General features: G+C 45.1%; 10 protein-coding genes and 2 pseudogenes. 5 read left to right on the top strand and 7 right to left on the bottom strand.

Annotated elements, in window-relative coordinates; genetic code table 11:
• Positions 1-32: 32 nt before the first annotated feature.
• The 4 genes from hcp to MHI21_RS05785 form a co-directional block, all read right to left on the bottom strand.
• Positions 33-1,325 (bottom strand): hydroxylamine reductase, encoded by a 1,293-nt coding sequence (hcp, locus tag MHI21_RS05800; protein WP_028543172.1) that lies wholly within the window; start codon positions 1,323-1,325, stop codon positions 33-35.
• 145 nt (positions 1,326-1,470) lie between these two features.
• Entirely contained in the window at positions 1,471-2,772 is a 1,302-nt protein-coding gene (locus tag MHI21_RS05795) for a response regulator (RefSeq protein ID WP_342419631.1), read from the bottom strand.
• Positions 2,723-4,723, bottom strand: a complete 2,001-nt coding sequence (locus tag MHI21_RS05790) for a sensor histidine kinase (protein WP_342419630.1) — start codon at positions 4,721-4,723, stop codon at positions 2,723-2,725. Before MHI21_RS05790 ends, MHI21_RS05795 begins: the two co-directional genes overlap by 50 nt.
• A 34-nt stretch (positions 4,724-4,757) precedes the next feature.
• A complete protein-coding gene (locus MHI21_RS05785) occupies positions 4,758-5,765 on the bottom strand; it encodes a substrate-binding domain-containing protein (RefSeq protein WP_342419629.1) in 1,008 nt (335 codons plus the stop codon).
• A gap of 218 nt (positions 5,766-5,983) precedes the next feature.
• On the opposite strand from MHI21_RS05785, the gene MHI21_RS05780 reads away from it, so the two are divergent.
• Entirely contained in the window at positions 5,984-7,210 is a 1,227-nt protein-coding gene (locus MHI21_RS05780; protein ID WP_165144524.1) for an acyltransferase, read from the top strand.
• 267 nt (positions 7,211-7,477) lie between these two features.
• Here MHI21_RS05780 and MHI21_RS05775 read toward each other — a convergent pair.
• Positions 7,478-7,660: pseudogene (locus tag MHI21_RS05775) on the bottom strand (aspartyl-phosphate phosphatase Spo0E family protein); the annotation flags it as partial.
• A gap of 238 nt (positions 7,661-7,898) precedes the next feature.
• The gene (locus MHI21_RS05770; protein WP_069010370.1) at positions 7,899-9,296 is read right to left on the bottom strand and encodes a helix-turn-helix transcriptional regulator; all 1,398 of its coding nucleotides are present in this window, start codon (positions 9,294-9,296) and stop codon (positions 7,899-7,901) included.
• A 204-nt stretch (positions 9,297-9,500) separates the two neighbouring features.
• On the opposite strand from MHI21_RS05770, the gene MHI21_RS05765 reads away from it, so the two are divergent.
• The 3 genes from MHI21_RS05765 (at position 9,501) to MHI21_RS05755 (ending at position 11,214) form a co-directional block, all read left to right on the top strand.
• Positions 9,501-9,950 carry an AbrB/MazE/SpoVT family DNA-binding domain-containing protein gene (locus MHI21_RS05765; protein WP_341038934.1) on the top strand — a complete coding sequence of 150 codons (450 nt, stop codon included), beginning with the start codon at positions 9,501-9,503 and terminating at the stop codon, positions 9,948-9,950.
• A 170-nt stretch (positions 9,951-10,120) separates the two neighbouring features.
• On the top strand, positions 10,121-10,627 hold the full coding sequence (locus MHI21_RS05760) for a DJ-1/PfpI family protein (RefSeq protein ID WP_069010368.1): 507 nt from the start codon (positions 10,121-10,123) through the stop codon (positions 10,625-10,627).
• Positions 10,628-10,719: 92 nt separating this feature from the next.
• Positions 10,720-11,214 carry a hypothetical protein gene (locus MHI21_RS05755; RefSeq protein WP_029516121.1) on the top strand — a complete coding sequence of 165 codons (495 nt, stop codon included), beginning with the start codon at positions 10,720-10,722 and terminating at the stop codon, positions 11,212-11,214.
• A gap of 85 nt (positions 11,215-11,299) precedes the next feature.
• On the opposite strand, the gene MHI21_RS05750 is transcribed toward MHI21_RS05755, so the two are convergent.
• Positions 11,300-11,770, bottom strand: coding sequence for a hypothetical protein (locus tag MHI21_RS05750; RefSeq protein WP_029516120.1), 471 nt, complete (start codon positions 11,768-11,770; stop codon positions 11,300-11,302).
• Between the two features lie 393 nt (positions 11,771-12,163).
• Here MHI21_RS05750 and MHI21_RS05745 point away from each other — a divergent pair.
• Positions 12,164-12,406, top strand: a pseudogene (locus tag MHI21_RS05745) (hypothetical protein); the annotation flags it as partial.
• Between the last annotated feature and the right edge of the window lie 24 nt (positions 12,407-12,430).

Below are 12,430 nucleotides of genomic sequence, written 5' to 3'. Positions count from 1 at the left end.
GGAACTGCGCTTTGCAGTTCCCCACCAACCTCTTACGACAACGCCAACATCGCTTTCATATCTTCCTCTGCGGTAGTAATTAGCTTCAAGCCAAACATCTCCACCAGTACATCCAGTACGCCAGAAGAAATAAACTCAGGCGGTTTCGGTCCAATGCGAATATCCTGGATGCCAAGGCTGAACAAGCCTAGCAGGATGGCGACCGCTTTTTGCTCAAACCAGGACAGTACAATGCTGACAGGTAGCTCGTTCACCGTACAACCGAAAGCATCCGCTAATGCCAGAGCGATTTTCACAGTAGAACCCGAATTGTTGCATTGCCCCAAATCAATATAACGCGGAATGCCGGTATCTCCAACGGTGCCATAATCCACGTCATTAAAGCGGAATTTACCACAGGACGTGGTCAGAATGACCGTATCATTCGGCAAGGATGTAGCTAGCTCGCGGTAATAGTTGCCGCCTTTGCCCGGTGCGTCGCAGCCTGCAATGACAAAGAAACGACGGATATGTCCGTCTTTAACGGCCTGAATAATCTCAGGAGCCAGCCCGATAACCGTCTCATGATGATATCCCGTTGTAAGCACCTGCTCCGAATCTACATCTGCGGCTGGCAGGGCTAACGCACGCTCGATCAATGGTGAAAAGTCGTCGTCCATGATCTTGGCTACTCCCTCCAGCCCGGCTACTTCATAAGAGAAGAAGCGGTCTGCATACGTGCCTTTAATCGGCATAACACAGTTCGTCGTAGCCAGAATGGCGCCCGGGAACTCTTCGAACAGTCTGCGTTGATCGTACCAGGCCTTACCGATATTCCCCTTGAGATGTGCGTATTTCTTCAATGCTGGATAACCGTGAGCAGGCAGCATTTCTGAGTGGGTATAGATGTTGATGCCCTTACCCTCCGTCTGGCGCAGTAATTCCTCCAGCGCATACAGATTATGTCCAGTCACGACGATACATTGGCCTTCGATTTTATTCTGACTGACCGTAATCGGCTGCGGAATGCCAAAACGATCCGTATGCGCACGATCCAGCACATCCATAATCCGTACAGCCGCATTTCCGACCTTCATCGCCATTTCCAAATGCTCTTGTACATTAAAGTTAGAATTGGTTAAGGTCATATATAACGCTTCATGCGTGATGCGATCTACCTCAGGATCGGTATAGCCCAACTGGCGAGCATGTGTCGCATAGGCAGCAATCCCTTTTAATGCAAAAATCATCGTATCCTGCAAGCTCGCTATCGTCTCATCTTTCCCGCATACCCCAACTACTTTACACCCGCCACTCGGCGTTTGTTCACACTGATAACAAAACATATCGTTTTCCTCCAAATATTGATAGATATTTGTTCGTTATCCCCAGCGTAACAAACCCCTGAATGCGTAGGTGTGATTACACACACACTTTTTCTTACAGTTCATGATGAAATAGTGTGGGACTCATCTCCCATTCCAATCCTTCCTACTCTACCGTGCTTTCTTGAATTCCACCGCCTTTACGGTACTGCACAGGGGACACACCCATAGTCTTTTTAAAAGCGGTGCTAAAATAGTGCTGACTGTCGTATCCCGTACGTTCTGCTATATCATAGATAGACAACGTCGTGGAATCCAGCAGCTGCACTGCTTTACGGATACGGGCACGCGTGACGAGGGTCACGAAACTGTCGTTGAGCTCCTTTTTGAGCACACGGCTGAGATATACGGCGGATACTTGTAGCCGCGAAGCAAGGGCTTCCAGCGTTAATTCCCGATCGGCGTAACCTTCCTGAATAAGCTGCCGAGCCCGGCGTACGATGGGAGACATCTGCGATTCGCCATACACTCGATCCCGACTCACCCGGTACGCGTCAATTGCGCCTTCCAGCCCACCCGCGTTGGACTCCACATGCGTATGAACCGCTATATTCAGGTAGCGTCCAATCGCCTGCTCCATGGAAGCGCCTATCGTCTCGGGTGCCTCCTGCCATAGGCATATGCCGATCAGTCCGTTCGCATCGCGGAACAACACATGCGGGCAGTCCTCCAGCAGTTCGCCAATAATATTTTCAGCGGCAAAAAGAAACAACTGACGGTCATTCTCACGCATAATCGTCTGCCGTGCCTCTGCCGCAGGCCACCGTACCACACCGATCTGAGCAGGCGGTAGCGATGGAAGCCGTAAAAACGCCAACTGTTCCATGATGTCTTTTCCCGTGTGTTGCCCTTCCATCCATTCCAGGCAAAAACGCTGGCGCAGCAGCGGAATATTCCGTTCAATCTGTCCGGCGGCTTGTTCTACATAGGCGGCACGCTTGTGCTCTTCGTCCATTCGCTGACGAAGCCGCAACAACGCAGCATGAAGCTGATCCGCATTTACCGGCTTCAAAATATAATCCTCTACGCCAAGTCGGACAGCCTCCTGCGCATAAGCAAATTCATCATGCCCGGAAATGATCAGACAGCGGCATTCCGGACGATCTTCCCGCAGACGCCGAATCAGTTCAATCCCGTCCATGAACGGCATATTCATATCGACCAGCACGATGTCGATATGAAGCTGACCCACCAGCTCCAGCGCTTCTTCTCCGTCCTCCGCCTCTGCTGCCACCTCCATGCCCAGTGCCGCCCAATCTATGCAATCTCGTATCCCCTCACGAATGATCGGCTCATCATCTGCGATCAATACTTGGTAACGTTTTGCCGTTCCTATGGTCACTTCTGGTATGGCCTGGTCAATCAGACTCGCCGTTGTCGAGTTGTGTGTGGCCTTTGATTTCGTCATCCTGACCCTCTCCTTTTTCATAAGGCTTCTTCAGTTGCGCCATATCCAGCAGCAACGGATGAGTAATCGTCACGCAGGTACCTGTCCCTTCTTTGCTCTTCAGTACAATTCCATATTCCTCGCCAAAAGACAACCGGATACGCGCTTGTACATTCAGCATGCCATAGCTTCTGCCATGGGTACTAACTCCCTTTTGCTTCTGCTTTACTTCCATCGCCTCCAGGGGTATTTCTAGCCATTCACGCAATTCACGCAGACGGTCCGCCGTCATCCCTGCGCCATCGTCACGTACCGTCAGCAGCAGCTTGTCGTCCTCAGCTTTAGCTTCTATCCAAATCGTGCCTGGACCACGTCTGGCCTTGATGCCGTGATAAATCGCGTTTTCCACTACAGGCTGAAGCATTAACTTCAACACGAACAGATCCTTTAGCTCGTCAGGTAGATTCAATTCCCAGCGAAGTCGGTCACGATAGCGGGTTTGCTGGATTTGCATATAGCTAGATATATGCTCAATCTCGGAGCGCAGTGGAATAAAGTCATCCCCCTTGCTCAGCCCGAGACGGAACAATCTCGATAGCGCTCCCACCATATCGGACACGTCGTCTGCTCCATTTTTTCGGGCCATCCAATGAATCGTATCTAGCGTATTGTATAGAAAATGGGGCTTAATATGCTCCTGAAGGCTGCGCAGCTCGGCATCCCGTTTTTGCCGTTCTCTCAGTTCGCTAAGTGACATGAGACGGCGAATTTGCTCCAGCATCCGGTTAAAGCTCCGCCCCAGCATTCCGACTTCATCCCCACGGTCACTCCATTGGCGAACTGTAAGATCCCCTGTCTCTGCCGTCCGCATATAGGACATCAGCCGAAAAATTGGCTGCGCAATGGAACTCGACAATCGCAAGGATGCCGTTAAGCCAAATAGACATACAATGAAAACAAAACAGACGACATAGAACTGAATTTGCCGCACTTCCAGTGTAGATTCGCGTGCCGGGAATACCCCCACTGTTCTCCAGCCCGTGAATTCGGAAGCCCTGAACATGAACAGCAATTCCCTGCCCCCAGCTTCACGGGTAAACATCCCGCTGTCACCTGCCCCGAACCATTGCGGCGGAATACGCTCAATCAAAGGCATATCCGGCCTGTACACGCTGCGCCCCTCAGCATCTGTCACCATTAAATACCCGCTTTTGCCCAAGGTTACATCCCTGGCGGCCTGCGACACAGCCCGCAGCTTGAGGTCAATCATAATCACGCCTAGCACGTGTCCGGTTTCCGAATCCGTAACCGAACGAACGACGGAGACAATTTCACTATCCTTGTACCGGACATGAGTGGTCACATTACGGTGGCTCGGCTGTCCTAGCACAGTGAATATGCCTGCATGCTGCGCCGCCTGTTGGTACCAATCTTCTTCCGTCAGGCTACGCGTGCTTCGAGCATACATTTCGTTGCTGATGTAGTCGCCTTTTTCGTTCACGATCAGAATCCCTGCAATTTCAGGATATAACGTAGTATAGCCCTGCAAAAATTGCTTCATTTTATACAGCGTATCCTGCTCCTGTACAGAACTTAATGCCTGCTTGGAGCTGAGAGCCTGATTTTGCGCCGAGTTCTGAGTCTGCTCCCCCTGTTTTTCCGGTGTTATTACATTCGTATGACCCGCGTGGCCGTCAGCCAGCGTCTTCCCTTTCCAGAACTCCCCGATATCGGGGTTAAAAGCGATCAGATACGTCATGTTTTGCAAATTTTCCATTTTGGTGTCCAGCGCTTCGTTCACCTTGCCAATCAACTGCATTGTATGGTTTTCCACCTGCCGTTCAATAATCCGTTCCACCGTCCAATTGACCAGCAGACCTAATCCCAGCGAAGGCACAATGCCAAACAGCAGGAACAGCAGCATGAGCTGATAACGTAAAGGCATATTGCGCAAGCGTAACCGCGGCATCATTTGGCGCACCCCTAATTGGATACGCTCCCAAAATTTATTTCGCATAATAATCATCTACATTCGCCCGGGTGACCACGGAAATCCCAGTATCTACCCGCACGGGCAACGGAGTGTTGTCTCCAGTGGAAGAAGGTGCAGGAATCGTCAAATGATGATGCAGATGGAACAAATATTGAAGCGACCAATACCCCATATTCCATGTTCCCTGGGCAATCGTTGCCGAAATCGTCCCACCACGAATCATATCCAATGTCGCTTTATTCGTATCAAAAGAAATGATTTTCAGCGGATGGCTGTTTTTTTGGCTCAGTACCGCTTCACCCACACCTGCCCCTCCCGTTGCATCGGTCACAAAAATGCCCGCCAGTTTCGGATAAGCTTTCATCAGCCTTTGCGACTCATCCCGGGAGACCATCGCATCTGCGCGGCCATCTGCGACTTCCACCACCTTCATCGCAGGATACTGCCGCCTAATGGTATCGCGAAAGCCACGCGAGCGTTCCTCATGATTTTGCTGTCCAGGCAGCGTCAGAACAGCGACCTGACCTTCTCGTCCCAACAGCTCTGCCATTTTATCCGCAGCGGTCACGCCAGCCTTATAATTATCCGTGCCCAAAAAGGAATACGCCCGGCTCCCCGGCGCTTCGGCATCAAACAATACCACAGGAATGCCCGCATCCAGCGCCTTATTAATCACCGGAATCAAAGAGTGAGGATCAATCGCGGAAATCGCAATCCCTGCGGGTTTACGAGCAATTGCTTGCTCAATAACGGTTGTCTGCTCCTGCGCATCATAACGGGTAGCTCCCCGATACTCCACAGTCACCCCCAGCGCATCCCCGGCATCCTCGAAGCCCTTAAGCCCGCTTTTCCAATACTCCAAACCAGACTGGAACGTAATCATCATATAGGTTTCTCCAATGCTGCCTCGTAGCCCCTTATCCTCCCAAGTGCCATTCAACGGGCCCGTTTGTTCATACCTGAACACATAGAGAGCAAAGGCCGCAATCAACAACATATATACCAGCAGCGTTTTTTTCATCCTTCCTCTCCTCTTCCTGTGTGTATCCTTAAATTATAAATTCACTTTAATTTATTCTGGTTTTACTTAGATTGTAAACGCAATCATATTAAATTGGAACTACTTCACTCTTCTTACTTTCAGGTGGCGTTAATCCTGCACTAATGTTTCTACGTTACAATACCTACAATTGTGCTAGGAAAAACATGTGCGTATCTTGAGGAAAAGGAGTGATATGGATGAGCAAGCCGCGTATCGCGGAGTGGACAGAACTACGGGGCCTTGCCTACCTCGCTGTCGTGCTTCAGCATTGCATTGGCGAATATATTTATCGCAGCGACATCCAACAGCCAGATTCTGTGATGCTCGCGATGCTGTATCATTTGACACGTTTTGGCACACCGACGTTCGTTTTCCTGTCTGCGGCGCTGCTTTTTTATAATGGTAACAAACCGATTGGCTACCCTCGCTATATTGGCAGGCGGTTTCGAGATATTTATGTTCCTTTCCTCTGCTGGACGGTTATTTATTGGGTATGTACTCAAAACTGGTCAACGGCGCAGTGGGGAAATATTTATTTTTACAAAGGTATGTTCGAGGAAATGATCATCCCCGTCAGCGGATATCATCTATGGTTTGTAGTGATGATCTTTCAGTTTTATATTTTGTTTCCTTTATTTTCAAAAGCAGCCGGGCAGGTTCAAGCGTTTCTACGCCGTTACAGCACGAAAAGACGCAAACAGCTTGTTTTGGCTGTTATGCTGATTGCCGCTGCGGCTTACGCTTTGTTGTTACAATGGTCCTACTATGACATGTCTGCATGGAGCACTGGGTTGCCGTCCTTTTGGCAGACTCTGTTAGATTACCGCACTTATAACTTTGTTATGTATTTTTTCTATTTTATGCTGGGCGCAGTGTGCGCCTATATGACGGACACCTGGCGGGGATTGGCCCAACAGACGTTACCGTGGAATGTATTTGTCTTTATTGGTCTATTCATGCTTATGGGTCACACAATGCTGATCCAGTCGGGTGATACGATCAATCTCAATATTTCTACTTATTTGAAACCAAGCACCTTCGTGCTGATTGTCTCGCAGTTGCTTTTGTTGTATGGACTGCTGCTTCATTTGCAAAAAGATACGCGATCCGAGCCGTTTCGCCGTATGCTGAACTGGATCGGACGCTATTCCTTCGGAGGATATCTGGCCCATGCGCTCGTGCTGTCCTTCATATCCTACTACACCCGCCCGCTTGCACTGGGTGATCATCATTTTACAGCTACGCTCATTACGTTTGTCGTCGTGGCAAGTGTTTCTCTGGGCATCAGCTGGCTCTTTGCCCATCTGCCCGGCGGCAACTGGATTGTTGGCTCCAAAGGCAGACAGCGGTTGAACTGGCATTCGTTTCGTTTCCAGTTCCTTTCCTCTAAGCGCGCTTCCAAAAGCACGCAGGAGCTTGGCTAAACTTGTGCGTCTGTGTTTCAGCATGGGGTTATAAATCCAATGGACTTTGGCAGGGCTCTCTTATGGAGCTCTGCTTTTTTGTTGCCTTAGTATGCTGTCCCCAAAAAAATGATTAACATTTTATGACATGAATATGTATTTTATTTTAAAATAAGTCATTATATAGAATAATAATAAACATTACGTGGGAGAAGTCACAGTTTTGCATAAAGAGAAAGGGGAGGATGGACTGAACATAACATCGTCGTTGTTAATGATCTGATCCAAAACATGGTGAGGCTGCTTTCTGGTCTGATACATACGGTTGTACTGATTAATCAGTTCATCCAAAAGCATAGACTGTTCAAGTACACAAGCATGTCCGAAGCCATACTCTGCGTAAAGATCATGCAAGTGTTGTCTGGCGTGTTCCATTTGTTGAATTAACGTTTCCGTTTTATCCCTGTTCATCCTGCATACCTCCTATTGAATCTTATTTTAAGGAGGGATGTACAAATACGTCATGATCTTTTTTGAACCTAAAAATTACAAAATAATACAAAAATAGACCAGCTATAAGCTGGTCAATAGTAATGAATTTGAAGATGATGATTACTTGGATCACATTCCACCAACGTGTCCTTGTGTTTGGATTGTGCCATGGCTTAGGTTTGCAGTTTGATATGGTACTGTGAATACCAGTAAAAAGCTAGTTACCGCTAAGCAGAAAGCCATCCTTTTGATCATTTTTCTCCCACACCTCCTCATAAATGGATTGAAACCGAGCCTGTGTTTTAGGAGCCGCATGTAATTTGAAATGATAAAATAATCCAAAACAGTTGGCAATAAGTAGTACGTGGTTAATTGTAACAGCTTTTTCAAAAGCGTTTATTAAACAATTGAAACCATATGGATATCTGCCTTTATTTAGGCTGTACTTGGCCATTTTGTACCAGAAGCGTACGTATTCTTCCGATAAAACTTGTTGAGTATACGTATCAGAAGATGATGGTTCCTGATACGCTGCAATTTGGGACTCAAAGCGTCGAAGGATATGATCTACATCTACATTATATCGATTAGCTACTTCAAGGACGTTCAGTAGCTCGGCAAAAATCTCCTTTTCGGCAGCCATATGTTCTACGTAATCTGGCAGAACACTGATGTCCCCGGACATAAGTCTATTGACGTACGTATTAATTTTCGCCCATTGCAGATATTGCTTCTTCCAATAGAGAGACTCAGAATCTTGTTCCTTCACCCAACTTAGATCCGCATAACAATGAATGTGTTCTAATGCTTGTTCATGATCCCCTCTTGCATCGCAAGCACTAGCACACATTAGATCAGAATAGGCTATGTAGGTGAAAAACGGTCTAATTGGCTTTTTTTTCGAATCTGTTCCTTTTCGCTTGGAGTTATGAACCAAATTATATTGGATCTGTCCTAATTGACCCATCTGATGGGCAAATTCATACACCTTGTCCCACATGCTTAATGACCTGTAGACGTTAGCCAAATCTTTTAATGCATCTAATTGCTCTATCTCGTCTAAACGATCCACAAAAGGAGCAAATTCAATGGCAGCTTGAAGATTTACAGCTCTATCTTGTCCAATATTGATTTGGAACAAACGATACTGGCAGACCGCCAATCGCTCTGAATGCTGCTGCTTCTCACTTTCAGCCACCTTTTTGTAAAGGTATGCCGCTGCTTCGTTGTAACCGTCTTTGTATACATTTTCGGCAACTTCAAAGAGCGATGGCGGATAATTAGGGTTATCCAATAGCAAAATTACAACTCGCTGCAAGCAGTCGAGTCGTCCTAGTTCAATGCATCGGTATAAGAAAGGGCTTATTTTTTTCCAGTTTAGCGGAGATTCTTCAATGCATTCTTCAATATAACGTTCGTAAAAATAATCCGGTGGTAAATTCATTCCCGCAGTAATACTATCCAGTTGATGAACAGAAATAGATCGGTTACCAGTCACAATGCTACTAACTGTACCTACATTCAAATCAATCGTGTGACCAAACTTGGTCATCGTTAAGCCTTTTCGTTTCAGATAAGTTTGAATTTCTGCCTGTATCGTAGGTGTGATTTCCATGGATAAACCACCCTTTCAGCATTTTCATAGAATTTCAATTTCAATTTCAATAAACAATGTAGTTTGGAAACTAATGGTATAATTATTGATTTTCTTTCACGATAATACCATCTTTTGGAACAAACATAAATGCTTTTACTTTATTGATTTTTATATTTTTTTTAGGAGATCATTGGATGTTGGACAATGGAAGGAGAAGATCACTTGAAAAATACAGGTATGACACGTCCCTTGGATACGTTAGGCCGGATTGTTATTCCTAAGGAGATGCGAACCTCTATGGGGATTCAAGCTGGTGAGTCTTTAGAATTTTATTTGGATGTTGAAACAGGATTATTGAGCATGCGAAAGTATATAGGAGTCTGCTGTCATTTATGCTATTCGGTTCGGGATTTAAGCTATTTCAGGGGTTCATTTTTATGTAAAAAATGCATAAACGATCTGAAGGGAAACATAGGTGTGAGTCAAATACCTGTACCTGTTATTAAGGAACCTGCGTGCAAAGAAAAAAGTGTACATCGGTTGTCTTCACAACATTTGGTTGAGAAGCTAAGAAGACTCATGCACGAGCATCCAAACGCCAAGCAAGGCGAATACGCTGAACGGCTCGGCGTATCCCAAGGCCGTATTTCCCAGCTTAAAAAGCTATTATAGGTATCGCTCAACTCATATTCTAGCAAAGCTAAATAACCAGTCGCTGGTTGATTTCGTGCGACTGGTTATTTAAACTTCTAAGCCTATATTTGCTGTAAATTATGGAATTAAACCTATCAAAGTGGTATATTGACTCAAAGCTAAAAACTAATGTTGAAGTAGGTGTATAAATGAAATCACACGTTTTAATTTATGATGGTTATGTGAGTTTTGAGATTATGCTAGCAACCTATTTTATGAAAACCAAAGGGGACATTGTTACGATTGGAGTAACCAAAGACCCTGTAATTTCCTATGAGGATTTTAAAGTTACGCCTTCGGTAGCCCTTGATGAAGTGTCTGCTGAGGATATTCAACTCCTAATTATACCTGGTGGAGATAACACTCTATTAAAGACGAACAAGCAACTTCTAGCTCTAATCAGTACACTAAATAATGATCATAAAGTGATAGCGACCATTTGTTCTGCCACTGAACTACTGGAGATAGCAGGTGTCTCCTATAAAAATCCTGTGAATCATCCAACGGGTCTGGAGATACACAAGAATATCATTACGGCTAAACCAAATCAGTATGTGGACTTTGCAATTGAAATAGGCAAGGTGATGAACATTTATACTGATGATGAAGATTTAAAAGAAACCATTGATTTTTTTAAGCTCTTTAAAGATAATTGACTCTTCTGCTCTCCCACAACAATCACTTTATGTATGGTGATATTTAGGATACTATAGTGAGGGAATTAGCATACATAAGAGGGGTAATCAAAATGAATGACAAATTAAAGGGGCTATTAGTGGGCTTAACCATTGGTATGATGATTACTGGTGCAACCGCAATGGCTGCATCTGGAACAAGCGTAAATGCTGTTGTGAAAAAGTTTGATGTATTTTTAGAGGGGACAAAAAAGAACACTGCCGATGGCTTGATTTACAACGGAAACACGTATATCTCTGTTAAAGATATTGGGATTGCAGAAAGCAGACAAATCAGCCTCATTGATAATAAACTGTATTTAGGTAAACAGCAAAAGATGATTACAGAAAATCAAGCACTCCATATTCTTTCTGATAAAATAAAAAAGGATGCTGTTAAATATAATTTAAACTTAATGGTTGAAGGTTTGGAAGGAACTAAATATTGTATAAGAGTTTACGAAGATTTCCCTGATCACATTGCAACTTATGGATTCTATTATGTAGATAAATACACCAGTAAAGTAACTAAATATGACATAGCACAAGATAAGGAAGTGGAAATTTAAGGATGGGTTTCCCCCATCCTTTTTTTATTGTCAAACGATCTACTCCTCGACTTATTCAAGAGCAGATATACCACGGTATCCCCGGCTAACGCTTCAATTGAGCTTCATTCGAAGCGCCGGACTTACGATCGAATGTAATCGGGCCTTTACGGTTCACAAGCCGTTTCAAGTCCACGGTCATTTCATTCTTCAACTTATCAATAAGCTGATCTTCTTGGATGCCTTTGCTTTTAGCAACCTCGGCCAACGACTTCCCTTGTCCCAGCTCTTTCTCTAACTGGACAGGAGTGATGCCCAGCAGCTTGGCTACTTTCTCGTTGAGATGGTGATTCAAGCCGCCAGGCCTTTTGCCGTGCCTATGTCTGTGAACATGCCCGTGTTCGTCCTGTGGTTCAGCATTCCATTGGCGGGCTGCCCCTTGGATAGAGGCGTTGGAGGTGATTGCTTGCAACGAATTACCCGGTTCCGTCCCGGAAGCTCCAGCTGCACCCGCAGTGCCATACATCATCACTCCTCCATACAGGATAGCAGCGGTCAGTTTCCATTGTTTTTTCATGTTGCAGACCCTTCTTTCATCCTTTTTAAAATAATATTTTCTTTTCCCGCTATTTTTATTCATATTTTCGCCTGTTAAGTAACCATAAGACGGGAAAAAAGAAATTATGAACATTGCTATCACAATTACACCCAACCTTCGATCTACACGCGCTCCTTGGGAACCCTATCCTGTAGAGTGAGCAAGAATGAATAACTATACTTTCTACAATATAACTTGAAAAATTTCAAGTTATATATTAAAGAAAATATGATAAAATCGAATTGTAAACGTTTACAATTCGATTTTTGGAAAGACATGTTGCATCAAGCTACTACAGAATGCACTGCATCATAGTGAGGCTACAGGAGAAAAGTCCAATGAAACAAAAAAATAAGGTTATTTTTGTGGACATCCAAACGCACGAGCAAAACCATATCGGTCAGCGAGCACTTCAAAAAGTGGGAATACATGGACAAGATGTATGAAGATTCACTTACTGTAGAGGGATACCAAAGCAGTCGGAGTGCCAATGTAACTAGTAATACAATTACGATTGGCGGCAATAATGGCACCAGAAACCAAGAGATCGAGCTCGTTGTAATAGCCGATGACGGAACATGGAATGCTTATGTTGATTATTTGGAGATCAACTAAAATTTCAAATCTAGTAAAGAGTTG

The sequence above is a fragment of the Paenibacillus sp. FSL H8-0168 genome (assembly GCF_038592955.1).
GTDB classification, from domain to species: Bacteria; Bacillota; Bacilli; order Paenibacillales; family Paenibacillaceae; genus Paenibacillus; species Paenibacillus polymyxa_B.
Note: the sequence above shows the minus strand (reverse complement) of the source record. Positions and strands in the feature narration are given on the sequence as shown.

Coding starts and splice junctions, on each gene's coding strand:
- hcp (WP_028543172.1), bottom strand. CDS start 1,325: ATGTTTTGTTATCAGTGTGAACAAACGCCGAGTGGCGGGTGTAAAGTA.
- MHI21_RS05795 (WP_342419631.1), bottom strand. CDS start 2,772: ATGACGAAATCAAAGGCCACACACAACTCGACAACGGCGAGTCTGATT.
- MHI21_RS05790 (WP_342419630.1), bottom strand. CDS start 4,723: ATGATGCCGCGGTTACGCTTGCGCAATATGCCTTTACGTTATCAGCTC.
- MHI21_RS05785 (WP_342419629.1), bottom strand. CDS start 5,765: ATGAAAAAAACGCTGCTGGTATATATGTTGTTGATTGCGGCCTTTGCT.
- MHI21_RS05780 (WP_165144524.1), top strand. CDS start 5,984: ATGAGCAAGCCGCGTATCGCGGAGTGGACAGAACTACGGGGCCTTGCC.
- MHI21_RS05770 (WP_069010370.1), bottom strand. CDS start 9,296: ATGGAAATCACACCTACGATACAGGCAGAAATTCAAACTTATCTGAAA.
- MHI21_RS05760 (WP_069010368.1), top strand. CDS start 10,121: ATGAAATCACACGTTTTAATTTATGATGGTTATGTGAGTTTTGAGATT.
- MHI21_RS05755 (WP_029516121.1), top strand. CDS start 10,720: ATGAATGACAAATTAAAGGGGCTATTAGTGGGCTTAACCATTGGTATG.
- MHI21_RS05750 (WP_029516120.1), bottom strand. CDS start 11,770: ATGAAAAAACAATGGAAACTGACCGCTGCTATCCTGTATGGAGGAGTG.